General features: G+C 53.6%; 14 protein-coding genes. 1 reads left to right on the top strand and 13 read right to left on the bottom strand.

Annotation, left to right across the window (positions count from 1 at the left end; genetic code table 11):
• Window positions 1-16: 16 nt before the first annotated feature.
• The 10 genes from VGJ94_14885 to VGJ94_14840 form a co-directional block, all read right to left on the bottom strand.
• Complete coding sequence (locus VGJ94_14885) at window positions 17-895, bottom strand: tetrahydrofolate dehydrogenase/cyclohydrolase catalytic domain-containing protein (GenBank protein HEY3277901.1); 879 nt, start codon at window positions 893-895, stop codon at window positions 17-19.
• 177 nt (window positions 896-1,072) lie between these two features.
• A complete protein-coding gene (locus VGJ94_14880; GenBank protein HEY3277900.1) occupies window positions 1,073-1,525 on the bottom strand; it encodes an SRPBCC domain-containing protein in 453 nt (150 codons plus the stop codon).
• Between the two features lie 37 nt (window positions 1,526-1,562).
• Entirely contained in the window at window positions 1,563-1,796 is a 234-nt protein-coding gene (locus VGJ94_14875; GenBank protein ID HEY3277899.1) for a hypothetical protein, read from the bottom strand.
• 32 nt (window positions 1,797-1,828) lie between these two features.
• Complete coding sequence (locus VGJ94_14870) at window positions 1,829-4,138, bottom strand: xanthine dehydrogenase family protein molybdopterin-binding subunit (protein HEY3277898.1); 2,310 nt, start codon at window positions 4,136-4,138, stop codon at window positions 1,829-1,831.
• Window positions 4,135-4,620: a (2Fe-2S)-binding protein gene (locus tag VGJ94_14865; protein ID HEY3277897.1), complete on the bottom strand. Its 486-nt coding sequence runs from the start codon at window positions 4,618-4,620 to the stop codon at window positions 4,135-4,137. Before VGJ94_14865 ends, VGJ94_14870 begins: the two co-directional genes overlap by 4 nt.
• 21 nt (window positions 4,621-4,641) lie before the next feature.
• Window positions 4,642-5,511: a xanthine dehydrogenase family protein subunit M gene (locus VGJ94_14860; GenBank protein ID HEY3277896.1), complete on the bottom strand. Its 870-nt coding sequence runs from the start codon at window positions 5,509-5,511 to the stop codon at window positions 4,642-4,644.
• Window positions 5,512-5,616: 105 nt separating this feature from the next.
• Window positions 5,617-5,877 (bottom strand): hypothetical protein, encoded by a 261-nt coding sequence (locus VGJ94_14855; protein HEY3277895.1) that lies wholly within the window; start codon window positions 5,875-5,877, stop codon window positions 5,617-5,619.
• Between the two features lie 321 nt (window positions 5,878-6,198).
• The gene (locus VGJ94_14850) at window positions 6,199-7,809 is read right to left on the bottom strand and encodes an FAD-binding oxidoreductase (GenBank protein HEY3277894.1); all 1,611 of its coding nucleotides are present in this window, start codon (window positions 7,807-7,809) and stop codon (window positions 6,199-6,201) included.
• 11 nt (window positions 7,810-7,820) lie between these two features.
• Window positions 7,821-9,137, bottom strand: a complete 1,317-nt coding sequence (locus VGJ94_14845) for a (Fe-S)-binding protein (GenBank protein HEY3277893.1) — start codon at window positions 9,135-9,137, stop codon at window positions 7,821-7,823.
• A 10-nt stretch (window positions 9,138-9,147) separates the two neighbouring features.
• A complete protein-coding gene (locus VGJ94_14840; protein ID HEY3277892.1) occupies window positions 9,148-10,605 on the bottom strand; it encodes an FAD-binding oxidoreductase in 1,458 nt (485 codons plus the stop codon).
• Between the two features lie 370 nt (window positions 10,606-10,975).
• Between VGJ94_14840 and VGJ94_14835 the strand changes: the two genes are divergently transcribed.
• A complete protein-coding gene (locus tag VGJ94_14835; GenBank protein HEY3277891.1) occupies window positions 10,976-11,434 on the top strand; it encodes a MarR family transcriptional regulator in 459 nt (152 codons plus the stop codon).
• A 235-nt stretch (window positions 11,435-11,669) separates the two neighbouring features.
• On the opposite strand, the gene VGJ94_14830 is transcribed toward VGJ94_14835, so the two are convergent.
• The 3 genes from VGJ94_14830 to VGJ94_14820 form a co-directional block, all read right to left on the bottom strand.
• Window positions 11,670-13,592: an FAD-dependent oxidoreductase gene (locus VGJ94_14830; protein ID HEY3277890.1), complete on the bottom strand. Its 1,923-nt coding sequence runs from the start codon at window positions 13,590-13,592 to the stop codon at window positions 11,670-11,672.
• A gap of 78 nt (window positions 13,593-13,670) precedes the next feature.
• Window positions 13,671-15,209 carry a 4Fe-4S dicluster domain-containing protein gene (locus tag VGJ94_14825; GenBank protein ID HEY3277889.1) on the bottom strand — a complete coding sequence of 513 codons (1,539 nt, stop codon included), beginning with the start codon at window positions 15,207-15,209 and terminating at the stop codon, window positions 13,671-13,673.
• Between the two features lie 18 nt (window positions 15,210-15,227).
• Window positions 15,228-16,106, bottom strand: coding sequence for a DUF362 domain-containing protein (locus VGJ94_14820; GenBank protein HEY3277888.1), 879 nt, complete (start codon window positions 16,104-16,106; stop codon window positions 15,228-15,230).
• Window positions 16,107-16,143: the final 37 nt, after the last annotated feature.

Below are 16,143 nucleotides of genomic sequence, written 5' to 3'. Positions count from 1 at the left end.
CATCCTTCCTCCTCGCTTATAATATAGGCTGTGCCGCGTTCAGGGTATTGAGCATGAGCATGGTGATGGTCATGGGCCCTACCCCGCCGGGAACAGGGGTAATGGCCGATGCCTTTTCCGCGACTCCCTCGAAGTCCACATCCCCCACGAGCTTCGCCTTTCCCTCCGGGGTCATGCCGATCCGGTTCACCCCCACGTCTATGACTATCGCCCCAACCTTTACCATGTCGGCAGTAATGGCTTTAGGCCTGCCCGCGGCAACGATCAGGATGTCGGCTCTTTTCGTGTGGAAGGCGAGGTCCCTGGTGGCGGTATGGCATACGGTGACCGTGGCATTGGCATGGGGGCCCTTCTGCATGAGCATCATGGCGATGGGCTTGCCTACAATGTTGCTTCTGCCTACGACCACGACTTCAGAGCCGGGGATGGGTATATTGCTCCGGATAAGCATCTCGCGAATCCCGTAAGGGGTGCAGGGGTAGAACCTTCCCTCCCCTATCATGAGCTTGCCCATGTTGACCGGGTGGAAGCCGTCTACGTCCTTATCGGGGTTAATGGCATAAAGGATCTTTGTCTCGTTGATATGGGGAGGCAAGGGCAACTGCACGAGGATGCCGTGGATGAGGGGATCGCGGTTATAGCGCGCTACGAGGGCGAGCAACCCTTCCTCGGTGACGTCTTCGGGGAGGTCCTCCTGGACTGAATGAAATAAGAGGTCATGGGCGGTCTTCTGCTTGGCCGAGACGTAGCTTATCGAGGCGGGGTTCTTGCCCACGATAATGGTGACGAGACCCGGGGTGATGCCATGGGTCTGCCGTAAGAGCAGGGTGTCCCTCTTTATCTCTTCCCGGATCTCTTCGGCGATCTCGGCGCCTTTTATGATGCGTGCGGTCATGGTTGCTCCTTTGGGGTATGGGGGTCCGTTCCCGTACCGTTTTATACCATATCATTCTACATATCACTACCACATCAAATCAACAGATGAGCCGCCTTTCCAGGAGAAAGGGTTGAAAAAAAAGAGGGTCTCCCTTTCGGGAAACCCTCTTTTAACGGCCTTTTTGAAAAGGTCCTGTTATGCCATTGCCTTCAGTTTTTCCTGCAGGTTGGCGGTGAAAACCTTCTCTGTATCTTTTGCTTTCTGCTTCATGACACGGTCGCCGAACATTGCCAGCTTTCCTACGATAGCCACATCGACTTTATAGGAGAACTCGACTTCGCCGGGAGCGACTTCTTTGAGGAAAAGCTCGGTTTTCTGCTTGAAGTGTCCAAGCTTCGTCATGTCCTCGCCTTCGCCCTCAAACTGGGCATACGTAGGTCTCTCGGCCTTTACCGTCTTCGTGACGAACTTCAGCTTTACCGAGATGATGCCTACGCGCTGTTTCACTACGCTTTCAAAGCTCTTATCGTCGATAACCTTCACCGATTCCGTACCGGGTATGCAGGTCATCACGGTCTCAGGCTGCATAAGGAAATCATACAGCTTCTCGATCGGTGCTTTGAGTGTGAATCCACCTTCAATTAACATGAAAGCCTCCTCTATTCAAAAATGACTGATTCTTTCCTTACTTCTTCAGGCTTGCCTGTGCTTTCTCAACGAGATCGGCTACGATCTGATAGCTGGCATTACCGGGATTCAGGGCCTGCTCGACCAGAAGGTCTTTGAAGTTTACGCCCTGTGCATCCACCCAGTCACGGTGCTTCTTGTCGCCCGTTCCGAATATATGGCGTGCTGCCTGCAGGCTTATCTCATACTGCTTGCCGCAAACAGGACATTTAAATTTTAATTCTATTGCCATTGTATACCTCCTTTAGGCATTAGGTATTAGTCTTACTTCCCTGCTTTCTCTTTCTCAGCTTTTTCCCTGAGGGCTTCCACGACCATATGCGGCCTGATCGGGCATTCCTTCATCTGGATTCCGAGGCAGTTGAAGATTGCGTTCCCAATGGCGGCTGCCGTCGGGTTGGTCAGACCTTCGCCTGCTTCCTTCGCACCGTAGGGACCTTCCGGCTCGTAGGTGTCGATCTCGGCGATCGGGGTAGGAGGCATTTCCGTGGCCCTGATCATCTTATAGTCGACCAGGTTCGGGTTCATGAGCTTGCCATCTTCATACGGCATGTACTCGAGGTAGCCATAGCCGGCTGCCATCGAGAAGGCGCCTTCCAACTGGCCGATGAGGCCCAGGTGGTTGATGGGAGTGCCGCAGTCATGCGCGGTAAGGCTGTCGATCAGGTCGATCTTTCCGGTTTCCTGATCGATTTCGATTTCGACGCCCTGAAGCATGTAGCTGTACGCAGGGGAGATCATACCCTTCCGGTGAGGAGTGTAGTAGCCCCTGCCGACGATCCTCTGGCCGTCTTTGCCGCGAAGTGCAATCTTTACCAGTTCTTCAAAGGGCATGCCCCTTTCCGGACGGGCTACGATATGTACCCAGCGATCTGCGATGTCCAGGTCATACACGATGTTCAGGCCCATCTTCGCGAGTGCGAACTCGAGAAGCTGGTTTTTTGCATCCTCGCATGCCCTCTTCGTGGCATTACCGGTCATGAGGGTCTGTCTGGAACCCCATGCGCCGAGGTCAGCCGGGCAATGGTCGGTGTCGCCTGAGTGTACTTTGATGTCCTCAACCTTTACTCCGAGGGTCTCTGCCGCGATGATTGCCATCGTGGTGTTCGAGCCCTGGCCGATTTCGGTAGCGCCGATATGAAGCTCAACGGTCGCGTCCTGGTTGATGGTTACTACTGCTGACGAGAATGAATAGGGTGTGTCGAACCAGTTGAAGATACCGCCTGACATAAAACCCGCAGCCGAGAAGCCGAGACCTCTGTTGGCAGGCAGGCCGCCCGCTTTCTTCTTGTCGAGCCATTCCTGCATGATCGTGAAGGCTTCGTCAAGACCGCAGCTTGCGATAAATGCCTGGCCCGGGACTTCGTAGCCGGCATAGTGACCGTTCTGGCGCCTCATTTCGATCGGATCGAGCTTGAGGTCGTTGGCGATCCACTCGAGCTGCTGCTCGGAGCAGAACAGGGCCTGAGGTGCGCCGAATCCGCGCATGGAGGTTGACGGAAGGGTATTGGTGTAAACCCTGTAGCCGTCATAACGGTATCCGCCCCATCTGTAGGGGAAGGAGTGGAAGAAACCCGTCAGGTAGAGAGCTGTTGCGCCCATACCGGTGTATGCGCCGCCGTTGCTCACGACCCTGGACTCACGGGCGAGGAACTTACCGTCTTTGGAGACGCCGGTGCGGACCCAGTAGTGCATGGGGGTCCTGCGCTTGGAAGCGATGAAGTCTTCTTCCCTTGAATAGATAACTTTTACAGGCCTGAAAGTCTTCATGCTGAGGATGGAGGAGCAGAAGATTGCGCCGTCGAGCTCGAACTTACCGCCGAACCCGCCGCCCACGTACTGTGCGATCACGCGGATGTCGCCCTCTCTCATGCCGAGAACGCCTGCCATAAGGCCCTGCATATAATATGCGGACTGGTTTGAGTGCCAGATGGTGAGTTTCTTGTCAGGGGTGAAGCTTGCTACTGCCGCTCTTGTCTCCATGCACATATGTGCCTGGCCGCCGCAGAAGAAGTGGTCTTCCCTGATGTAGTCTGCTTTTTCGAATCCGGTCTCAACATCGCCCCACTCGATGTGGCGGGTGACGTTGATGTTTCTCTCGACGCCGTCGTGAAGCTCGGGGGCGCCTTTCTTCATTGCCTCATAAGGCTCGAATACGCCTTCGAGAACCTCATACTCTACTTCGATGAGGTCGAGGGCCTTCTCTGCGATCTCGTCAGTCGTCGCTGCGACTGCGCATACCGGCTCGCCGATGTAGCGGACCTTCTCTACAGGAAGGATCTGCTCATCGCAGAGCTCGTTGAACCGACGCCAGATACCCTGTTTTACGCCGAGGGTGTCCTTTCCGGTAACTACAGCCTTTACGCCGTTCATGGCGAGGGCTTTGCTTGCGTCTATCTTCAATATCTTTGCGTGGGGATGGGGGCTCCGGAGGATTCTTCCATAGAGCATACCGGGCAGCTTTACGTCAAAGCTGTATGTGGCGCGGCCCGTTACCTTCGCCCAACCGTCGATATTGTGGACGTGAGTATTAATAACGTGTAATTTTTCCTTCGCTAGACTCGTGGTTGTCATAGTGAATCCTCCTTGTACATACCTTTTGCCACTCGCTCGACAGCACGAACTATACTATTGTAACCTGTGCAGCGGCAGATATTTCCTTCAATAGCTTCTTTGATTTCGTCGGGTGAAGGGTTCTTGGTCTCGTTCAACAGCCCGGTAGTTGCCATGAGCATACCGGATGTGCAGAAACCGCACTGATAGGAGCCCTCGTCGAGAAAGGCCTTCTGGATCGGAGCCAGCTTGCCGTTCGTCTCGAGACCCTCGGACGTGGTGATCTCCTTGCCTATGCACTGCATGGCAAGCACTGAGCATCCCTTGACCGCAGCGCCGTCTACCAGCACGGTGCATGCGCCGCAGGAGACCGTCTCACAACCCCTCTTCGTTCCCGTAAGGCCTATGAAATCCCTGATAGCCTCGACGAGAAGAGTCTTGGGGTTGATGTAAATCTCATATTCCACTTTATTGACTGATAACTTTATCTCATATTTTTCCATATCGTCTATGCCTCCCTACCCTTATTTCACTGCCTGTTCCCAGGCCTGCTTTGCCATGCGCTTAGACAGGACTTTGATCAGGTGGCGCCTGAAGTCGTCGGACGCGTGGATATCGGACACAGGGTCTGCATCGGCGCCTGCTGCTTCTCCGGCCGCTGCAAAAATTGCGTCATCGGGTTTCTTTCCGATGAGAACCTTCTCTGCGCTTGTCGCACGGATCGGGGTCACGCCTGCGTTACCGAGAACGATTCTTGCGTCAGTGATGGTTCCGCTTGCATCGACCGTCACTTTCGCAGCCACACCCACAACGCCCATGTCGTTCTGGAGGAGGTTGAACTTCTTGTATGCGCAGCCGGTCTTCGGGGCCATAGGAGGAACCTGGATTTCGACGATCATTTCGTCATGTTCCATGGCTGATTCGAACAGGTCGGTGTAGAACTCTCCGAGATCATAAACCTTCTCGCCCTTCTTGGATGCTACCTTTACTTTTGCGCCAAGAGTAATGAGAACGGGAGCCGGGTCGCCGGCCGCATCGGCGTGAGCAAGGTTGCCGCCGATTGTTCCCCAGTTACGGGTCTGCGTAGAGGCGAGCCTTTCTTCCATTTTTGGCAGGATCGGGTACTTCTCTTTCAGCAGTTTTGAGAATTCGATGGATCTGTGGGTCGTCGTTGCGCCAATTTTGAGGCCCTCTTTGTCGTCGTACTTGATGTAATCAAGTTCTTTCAATCCCTTGATGTCGATCAGGTAGTTCACTACGATAAGGCCCTGCCGCATGACGATAAGAAGTGACTGGCCGCCGCAGATAATCTTACAGTCATCCACGTGGTCGGTGAGCATGGCCAGGGCTTCCTGAACCGTGCCGGGTTTAAGGTACGTAAAATCATGTATCATGCTTATCTCCTTTCCATAAGACTTTCGCTGTCCTCAGCTGTACTTCGTCATTTTTGAATAGTCCGAACGGGCAAACCGGAATGTCCGGGGACTAATACCTGTAGGTCACGTTTTTTCGCCTTTCCATACTATCTTTGCTTCATTGAGGTTTTCATCTCTGTCTTCAAGGTTTGTGCATCGTTTCTCGCTGTACACGAGTTCCGAAGGAAACTCGAATTTCAGATGGGTACACCCATACGTGGGCTTCGGCTTCACTCCGTTCTGATATCGCGCTGCAATACAAAGCTGTGAGTGCCTGCCGATATAGATCGGGCACTCACGGCACGACCGGCTTGAAAATGGGCAGGCAGTTGAAACTTTTGTCATCTTGTCACCTCCTTCAAACGCATACTTTATTGTGTCTAATTTGAACCCAATTTATAATATCGGCTTGTCTTCCGCCGCTGTTTCCGTTGTTATATTAGGCACCCGAATTCACCCGGCATTTTGAGTATACAATATGTTTTATCCGTATATCAAGTAATTTTGTAATCCCTTTCCATAACTTTCTGTTCATAATTATGAACAGTACTCTCGCGGCGGTCTGACGCTCAAGAAAACTGGACAGGCCCATTGATGAGAAGCCTGCCCAGTCTCAGAACGTAAGGTGCTCTACCGGCTCATGCCGATATCTTTCTCAGCAACTTCCTACCACTTGGGCATGGGGAGCTCTTTCGGGGCTTCCCAGTCCTTCATGGGTTTCATCCACTCGGCGCGGTCCACAAACTCGTCATGCGCCAGAGGTACCGGCGGATGGCATACCCACAGAGGATCGAATTCGTCCTTTATTTTGAGCATCCACTGGTGGTAATTCGGTCCGTACATCGGGCCCGTGAGGTACATGGGCTGGTGAGGTCCGAGCAGGGAGGTATAGAACCGCTCCCTGATGTTCATCTTAGAGGTTTCGAGATAGAACTGGTCGACGCCGTTGGTGTCCTCATCCTGATCCCAGTAGACGAGAAATTCCGAGTATCCCTGGTGGCCGCACTCGAAGCTCTGGAACCAGCCCGGATCGCCGTAATCGGGCATAAGGGGCGGAGTATATCTCTTCTTGGTCTCCGCATAGCTTTCGCCATGAGTCGTCGCCTGAGAGAGAGACTCGATAATATAATCGACCGACACGTAGGAACCGCACATGAGCCACATACCCGCGGAGTCGGCATTCTTGATCCACGACTCATCGAGGGGTCTCGTTGCTCTGGGTACTGCGCCGCATTCGGCCATGATGTCATTCAATACGTTTTCGTCATACTGCATCTGCTCTTCCGAGGTGTAGCCGATAAGAAGGACGCGGACGATGAAGAAATTCTTGATCGTATCCTCGTTCTCCTTGCCCCACAACTGCCAGAACTCTTCCTTGCACTCCGCCTTGTTGATAGCGCGCCAGAAGAGAGGCACCTTCGTGATGGCGCCGGCAATCTCTGCCTTTCCCACCTCGAACATGGCCTTTACCTGGTCTGCCTTGCTCGGCACCTGATAGTTGATCCATTTCACGCGGTTGGTGGGCAGCGCAAGTCCCGTATTGGGAGAGATCCCCGTGGGAACGAGCGGCTCCGGCTGGAAGGGCAGGGTCTTTATTGCCATCTTCGTCACGATACCGAGACAGCCGCGGACTCCCGTGAAACCCCTGAGTATCGCCCTCAGGTCCGGTCCCGGTCCGTCGCCCCAGAAGGGGTCGTCACCGTTCGCCAGGGAACCCATCTTGACCAGCTCGCCGTCAGGCAGAACGAGCTCAGTTCCGAGAATACGCCTGTGGGGAAGGCCGATCCTGTGGCTCAGAGGGGACCAACCGTCGCCCAGCAGGTTGGCGATCGCCGATGCCTGCGCGCCGCCGCCGCCGATAACTACATAAGCGCCTTTGTTAAGGCACTCCTGCTGGATCGGGGAGTAGATCACGCCTGCGCCGACATTGATGCAGAAATGTTTCTCGTCGATTTCGAAGTCATTGAGTCTCTTCAGGTCGATAAGAAGCTCGTTTTCGACATGGCAGTGTGAACGGGGGCCATAGAAACCTGTCGCGTACGGTACGTAAGGAACTTTATACCGGTTGCATATCTTTACGATTTTCTGTACATCTTCGGTTGTCTTCGGTAATGCCACCGCGTGAGGAATGGTGGTCATGACCCGCTCATATCCGAGACCGCTCTCGTAGCCTCCGGGCCCTGAGCGGTAGCCTTCACACAGTGCCGGATCTTCGGAGATATATTTAGCCCCGACTACCTGCTCTATTGCATTGTAAGCTGCTTTCACTATACTCATAGCCTTCCTCCTTATAATTCAACTGCGGCAGATATGAGCTCCGCAATATCCATTACTTTCACGCTGTCGCCATTCTCTTTGACTGCCTGGGAGAAATTGCTCTTGCACCATGGACACGCGGCCACGACGGCCTCGGCACTCACATGCTTCACTTCATCGATCCTGTGTTTTGCCGATACTGAGGCGAGATCAGGATAGGCCTCCATGGTCCCCCTGCCTGCTCCACAGCAGAACGCATTCTCTCTCGTCCTGGGCATCTCGACGAATTTTGCGCCGGGTATGGCATTCAGGATGTCTCTCGTCTGGATATAGAGACCCTTGGTCCCGCGCCTTCTCTTCAGTTCGGGCTCCACACAGCCCATCCAGCCCCGGGTGCCTTTCCATTCGATCCACGGATCGGCAAGTCTGCTCACGCCGCAGGAATCATGGTAGGTAAATCGTACGTCCACGGGCTTGGTGAGTTTCAACGAACCGGCCTTGATTGCCGCATCGGCGAACTCTACCAGATGAATTACCTCAAAACCGAGGTCTGCCGTGTTGATGTTGAGGAGCTTCGGGTAATCTACTTTCCACATGCGGTAGCCTTCCGCGCAGCTCAATACGACTTTTTTCGCTCCTGATGCCTTTACTGCTTCGATATTGCGTTTCGCCAACTCCCTGGCCTCGTCGAGCATACCGACGGAGGAGAGGGTATTTCCACAGCACCACTCATCTGCCATCAGCATGAAGGGCGTTTTGGAGGCGTTGAAGATCTTCGCCGTCGCCTTCGCGATCTCAGGGTGTCTGTAGGAGGCGGAACAACCGACGAAATAGAGCATGTCCGCTTTGTCGGCAACCTTGATGTCTTTTGTGATCCATTTCTTTCTGTTCTCGTGGGGAGCGCCGAATTGATTATGTTTGGTGGCGATGTTCTTGGCAATCTCTTTGTGCGCCGGCATCGGGCCCGCGCCGTCCTGCACTGCCCTTACTCTCATAGCCTCGAGGGTCAGACCTATTTCAAGGTCGAGGTTACGCTTGCAGGCTACGTCGCACGCGCCGCATAGAGGATCTGCGTAGACTATTTCGAGGAGCTTCGGGGTCCACTCCAGCTTCTTATCGATAATGCCGAGACCTATTCTCATCTTACCGAAAGCTCCATAAGAGTCGAAATCGTTCCAGTAATTGCTCGGGCATCGTACCGACCAATTCACGCCCGGCATGTAGGTATGCTCGACCCAATAGCAGCCTTTGCACTTGATGCAATGGTCCATGTCATACCTGAAAGTATCCAGTTTCCTTATATCAAGATCTACTGGTGTTTTTGGTGTATCATAGCGATCGCTTGGCATTTTTCCCTCCTTAGAAGACCAAATTTCCGGGGTTGAGAACGTTCTTCGGATCGACGACTTTCTTCACCCGTTTTAAAGCTGCCGTATATCCTGCGGCCTTGTCGAAAACCATGGGGGCAAGGACTCCATACGGCCTTGAAAAGAATGCGCCTTCGTTGAACAGCGCTGTTGCTGCGTCTTTATATATTGCTGCCACAAGCTCTTTTTCCTCTGCGTCATCGGCATCATAGAAAAAGCTGAACTCTACCTGGCAGGCCCTGTTGTGCTCGATAGGCTGAATGTGGCTTCCTATCTCGCCCATAGGATAATCGTATCTCGAGGCCACGAGCTCCATGACTTCCATGAACATGGGCACGCGATTCGGTTTCGTAATGAAGAAAAGGTTCTGACATCCACCCTTCACACTGTTCTTCCAGTAAGGCACGTCCGTCGGCCACGGCGCCCTGAGCATGGGCATCAGCTTACGGCCGAGTCCGGGAAAACCGGGCAGGTTGTCGGTGAGACCCATTTTCGGGAACTCATTTTTCAATACATCGGTAAGGAACTTCTCTTCATAGGCGAGCTTCTCTTCCGGCCTTCTTACGAGACCGCTGATAGTGAGAATGAGGGCCCAGGGGGGAAGCTTCGCTCTCAGTTCGTCGAAATCTTCACCCGAAGCGTCGGCCGCGATAGCCGCGAGGTCTACATTGTTCAACAGCAGACATTCCTGACCGATCCTTCTGGGAAGGATCCTGTAAAGGAAATTGATTGCATATTCAAGATCATAGACCGGCGCGAAGAAGATCTTGTCCATGGTGGGGATTGTCTCCATTTTCAAGCTCATCCAGGTAACGATTCCCATGGTTCCCTGGGCCTGCTGAAAAAGCCTGTAGAAATCGAGGCCGGGTCCGGAAGGATTGGCGCCTCTTGATTTTGAATCGGGAAATCCGTTTACGCTTGCGGAGCCGCATCTGAACAATTCACCGGTAGGCCATACGACTTCGATCGACTGCATGGGCTCGCCGTAATCATACACGATATTGGTGGGCACTTCCCTCTCCAATGTATCGGTAAGCACGGACCGTTCTCCATGGGGAAGCAACGGCATAATTACCCTGTGGCCTTTCTTGGCCAGCTCTTTGGTGAGCTGTTCCCACGTGACGCCCGCCTCGAACCTTACCAGACGGTTGTCAGTGTCGATTTCAAAAATCTTGTTCATTCTCTTAAGGTCGACGACAAGGCCGCCCTGCTTCGGTATGCTGCTGCCGTGAAAATGGACCGCGGAGCTTACCGGGACGACGGGAATATCCTTTTCGTTTGCCCATGTTACAATCTTACCTACCTCTTCGGAGCTTCCGGGCCATACTACGGCATCGGGGAGGCCGGGAGGAAGGAGGCTGTAATCCCGCGAATATTTCTCGCGATCCTTCATGCTGTCACTGACGTAATCGTTGCCTACAATCTTTGCAAGCTCATTCTTGATTTGCATTGTACCTCCTTGTTCTTAACCGTTTTTTCTTCTCTTTGTACTACACTTCGTCCGCACTACCCACTGCTCTTTATTTAAGACTGAATTGCCGGTCCCTCGGAGTAACGGACCTCGCGCACCGTTATGGGATTTTGCCTCTCCTTCGGCCGCCCGTCCCTTTAAGGACGGGATCGCGCGAGCCGGCCGGATAAGTCGGAACCTGGTCCCTGCCCCGGTGTATTATTCGAATACCATAAGGAACAATAAAAAGTCAATACGTTAACTATCAATATATTTACTGTCAATGCATTTATCTCTGGAGAATCGATTCGCAAGCTGCTATAATGCAGAATCCTTCAAGCATTATTTATAGTCAAGATGAGGTGACAACATGGGAATTACCTATCGAAGCGACCTGAGCGCCGATGAAAACGTGCTGATGGCCCTCGTAAGGGCCGCAGAGACTTTCAAGAGAGTGGTCTCCAATATCTTCCGGAAGCATTCGCTCTCTTTTCCCCAATATAATATGTTGAGGGTACTCGATGCATCCAAGGGCGGGCAGAGCCGCATCACCCATGTGAGCAGGATCATGCTCGTGCCGGTGGCCAATATGACCGGCATCGCGCGGCGTCTGGAGAAAAACGGTTTCATAGTCAGGAAGTCGGATCCCACCGATGAACGGGTCACCATCCTTGAGATCACGCCAAAGGGAAAAAGGACGCTCACCTATATCGAGAAGGAGCGTGACGATTATATGCACGCCATGCTGAGAGAGTTTGCCGACGACGAGAAACTCGCCCTCCTGGAGCATCTCAAACTTCTTATTAAAAACAGCAGAAGAATACCCTGAGAACTCTTCGGCTCCGCCCCTGAACATAAGATGGAAGTGCGTCAGGCGCCCCTCGAAAGGGGGAAGGGAATATCGATGATTTCGACGGGACATTCGGGGGCGCAAAACCCGCACTCCTCGCAGAGGTCCTCCCTCACATGAGCCTTGCCGTCCTCTCAGGTCAGGGCCCCCGGAGGACACACCTCCACGCAGTTTCCGCATCCCGTGCATTCTTCCTTATCGATAACAGGTATCATCAGATTTTCATCCCCACGCGATAACCGTCATGGATCGCGTTATTTATTCGTCTCGGCATCTTGCCGTCTCCGATATAATAGACTTCCCGTGCTGACCCGTCCCATACCGCTCCCGGCTCCTGCCTGGCATTTACTATGCCTTCACAGGCGATCGTGGTCTCTCCCGAAGGACCTGTAATCCGGATCCCCTCTCCGGTAATGTCAAGAATGCGGGTACCCGTCAGGAGCCTGACCTTCTTCTCCTTCATAAATCTCACGTATTGCCATAGATAGAAGGGGTTCACGTCCCGTCCGAGGCGGCTCCCCTCTTCCAGAATGGTGATCTCGAAATTGCCATTCCGCAGGAGGAATACGGCAACCCCAAGCCCTACCCCTTTTCCCCCTATGATAGCCAATCTCCCGGGAGGCTCTACCCCCTGGAGCATGACCTGTTCCGGTGAGAGCACCTGCATGGCGGACCCGAGGGGCGCCGGAGCTGCGCCGTGGGCCATAACCACCACATCCGCCCCTTCCCCGGCAATCATTTGAGGCGTACATTCAATGCCGAGACGGAAGTCGACCCCATGACGCCTGCATTGGCCTTCGAGCATGCGGACGGGCCGCAGAAGCTCCGCGGCCCCCTCGTCGACCTTCGCTGCGAGAAGCACCGCACCCCCGAGCAAGCCGTTCTTTTCGAAAACCGTTACCTTGTGGCCCCTTTCAGCGGCCACGGCCGCGCATTGAAGACCTGCCGGACCGCCGCCGACCACAATCACCTTCTTCGGCGCCTCCACTTTTGAGAAACCGTAATATCCCCATTCAGGATCCCTTTCCCTGCCCAGGGTGGGCCGGACCGAGCACCCGATGGGCTGGTGGAAATAGAGCCTCGAAAAACAGAGATTGCAGGCGATGCACGGAATGATCTCCTCTTCTCTCCCTTCCCGCGCCTTCTTCGGAAGCTCCGGGTCCGCGATCATGGGACGGCACGCCTCCCAGAAGTCAATCCTCCCCTCGGAAATGGCTTTTTCGGGTATGGAGGGTAGAAACTGGCGAAAGGCCATCATGACCGGGACTTTGACCTCTTTCTTTATTGCCTCCGCCACGTAAAGCCAATGGCCCATCGGCACGTCTCTCGTAATCACCGACTGGGACGATTCGTGCCACCCGATGGTAACACTGAGATAATCCGCGCCGGCCTGTTCCGCGATCTTGAAGCTTTCCAGGCTCTCTTCAAAACTGTTCCCTCCCCTGTCGTCGAGAAGCTCGAGCCCGCAAAGCCGTATGCCCACGGGGAAGGTATGACCGACCTCTTCCTTGATTGCGCCGAGTATCTCTACCATAAGGCGGCAACGGTCCCGGATATTTCCCCCGTATGCGTCCTCTCTTTTATTGGTATAGCGGGAGACGAAAGTGGAGATGAGATACCCCACGATCCCTGAAATCTCTATCATGTCGTACCCCGCATCAACCCCTCTTCTCGCAGCTTTCACATGGTCCGTGATCGATTGCCTGATCTCTGCCGCGGTAATCTCCCTTGGTTTCTTGAAGTACGAGAGCTTCTGTGCGACGGGCGAAGCCATGAGGCTGTAGTCAAGCTCCACCCCGCCTTCTCTCCCGCAGTGCAGGATCTGCAGGCACGAGAGGGCCCCGTTGTCTCGTATCACATCGGCAATACGCGCGAGACCCGGAACAAAGGCATCGTCATAGATAGCCATCATTCCCTTAAAGCCCTTTCCCTCCCCCTTCGGGTCCGGATAGGCGCCCTGGGTCGTGACAATGCCGGCGCCGCCCCTCGCCTGGGCCTCCATATAGGCTATTTCCCTGTCACTGACAAAGCCGTCTCCAAAGGGAAAATTTGTCTCCGTTGCTGCATATTTGACCCTGTTCTTTGCGGTAAGTTTCCCGATCCGGCCCGGGGAAAAGATGTGGGGGTATTTTTCCATGTCACGTCCTTGCGGTTAATTTTTAAATCATGTCCTGCACACGTTTAACACACGCTAAAATGGAGTGTCAAGCACTTATTATTGCTTGATTTTCCGCTTCACCTTCGCGTAGACCTCTACCGCGGATTTCCCCTCCAGGGGGCAGACATACTCGCAGATCCCGCATCCGTTGCAGAGGTCCTCCACGATGTAAGGCTGCTTCACCGTGACAGTCTTCCCCTCAAAATTCTTCATTTCCACAGGTTCGGTCCGGATGGCCTTCTCGGGGATGGGACAGTGCTCTTCGCACACAATGCAATCTATCTTCTTCGCATAGGGGAGACAGTGGTTCTTATCGAAGGCGGCAGCGCCTATGATATTTTTCTTCTTCTTTTCCAATGGTTGGTTCGGTATGGCCCCGGTGGGGCAGACCTGGCCGCAGAGGTTGCAGTTATACTCACAATAGCCGAGACGGGGGATCAGGACGGGCATAAAAAAGCCGTAGAGGCCGGCCTTATGATAATCGGGATAAAGGGCGCTCTTAAGGCACACCTTCATACACTCACCGCACCGCACGCATTTTTTCAGAAACTCCGCCTCATTTTGAGCCCCCGGCGGCCTCAAAAGCCTCTCCTGATTGGAGGGGGAAGAAAAGGAGAAGGCGCGGCTGAGAAAAAACCCGGAGGCAAGTCCGCCCAGGAGAACTCTTCTCTCCATCACGGGGGGTGCCTCCTTCGCGACTGCCCCTTTTGGCCTCTTCAACGTGAAATTGACGCGATGGAACCTACATTTCACCTCACACTCCATGCAGAGTATGCATTCTTCCTTCTTGAGAATCTCAGAATCGAAGCTGGTGGGGCATATGTCGGCGCACTGTCCGCAATCGGCACAGACCTTTCCCGGACGCCGTCTGAAAATGGAAAATTTACTCAATAAACCGAGGAGGGCGCCGAGAGGGCAGAGGTTGCGGCACCAATTCCGGGATTCATACCTTTCGAGAAAAAGGATGAAGAGAAAAAGACCGAAGGAGAGGAATGCGAGAGGATAGAAAGTCTCCCGAAAAGGCAGTACATAATCCCTGATGAACCCGTAAGCCGGCTCGATAAAATCTCTCTTTTCCCCGATGAGGCCATAGAGGCCGGTCCAGCCCGAGCGGACCGTATAACCGAGGAGCGGGTAGAGAAAGAAGGTGAGGGCCCTCACCAATATGGCGATGGGATCGAGAATACCTGCAAGATTCACATTAAAGAGGGCGGCGAAAAGCAGGGGGAGAAGGAGGTAGTACTTGACGTTCCCCTGTAACATTCTTATGGGTCCCTTTTTTCTGATCTTTCTTGTCGCCATGTCGATTATGGTTCCGAGGGGGCAGATCCACCCGCAGAAAAATCTTCCCAGGATTGCGGAAAAAACGATCATGAGCACGCCCGGGAGCAAAAGCCAGGTCAGGGCCTTTTCCGCGAAGAGGTAACTCGCGGTCACAAGGGGATTTGCCCTGAAGAAACTGTTGATGGCAATGGAAATCTCATCCTTCCCTCTATACTCGGTAGTGACGAAGAGTATAAGGAAAAGGAAGAGAAAGATGAGCTGAGATATAAAAGCAATGTTTATCCTTGCCTTACGGGGTTGTTCGTTGTTCACCGTTTTTCCTTCTCGTGATCAGGCTTTTATTATCTTAATCTTATTAAGGTTCATTTCACCGAGCCCCCTTTTATACGCGGTAAGGGTGGTGGAAATATCCTGGGGACTGAGGTTGAAAAATGTTGTCCCATACGCATCGGCAGCCACGATATCGGTGGAGGCAATTATCTTGTTGAGGACTTTCACGTCCTTGAGGCTTCCCCCCTGGGGTCCATGGTTAAGAAGGATCCTGGTGGCATCGATAATGACGAGGTGGCTTTTCACCACGCTGCTCACGTCCGAAAGGGCGTCGTCCATGCCCCGGTGCAGGTAGCCCCTGTTTCCCCCCATGATGCCCATCATATTCTTGAGTCCAAGAGTCAGCTTCGTGAGATTATGGTGCTTGGCAACGGGGACATTAATGAACACGTTGGCACTCAGGGCCTCGTCGTAGAGCTCCCATTCCTTGAGAAAAATGCCGTTGAGCTTCGTCATCTTATACCGCTCGCTCTCCACGTGCTTCATCTCCACATTTTTGAGCCCTTTGAGCGCGGTCTGAATCCCGCTGTTCTCGTAGCACCTTCTCGGGTCATTGCATGTATTATCGAAGACCTTCACCTTTTTTGCCCCCGCCTTGACGCACTCCTCGGCTATGGTTTTCACTACCACGGGATGGGTGCATGCGGCGAATTCGGGTTTTCTGTCCCAGCCGATATTCGGCTTGATGACCACTACGTCGCCGGGCTTCACGAACTTCTGAAAACCGCCCAGGGCGGCAACCACATTCCTTGTGATGGCGGCGTAATCAGTGCCTTCCGAGAGGGCGACTATTGACGGGTCTTTGGCAAAGGCTCGTGCCGGCAGACTGCCGAGCACCACCGATGAGAGGGCAAATTTCAAAAAATCTCTTCGTTTCATGGTACCTTACCTCCAGGTCGCCCGTGTAGATGCGACA

It is taken from the genome of Syntrophorhabdaceae bacterium, assembly GCA_036504895.1.
In the GTDB taxonomy this organism is placed as follows: Bacteria; Desulfobacterota; Syntrophorhabdia; order Syntrophorhabdales; family Syntrophorhabdaceae; genus PNOM01.
Note: the sequence above shows the minus strand (reverse complement) of the source record. Positions and strands in the feature narration are given on the sequence as shown.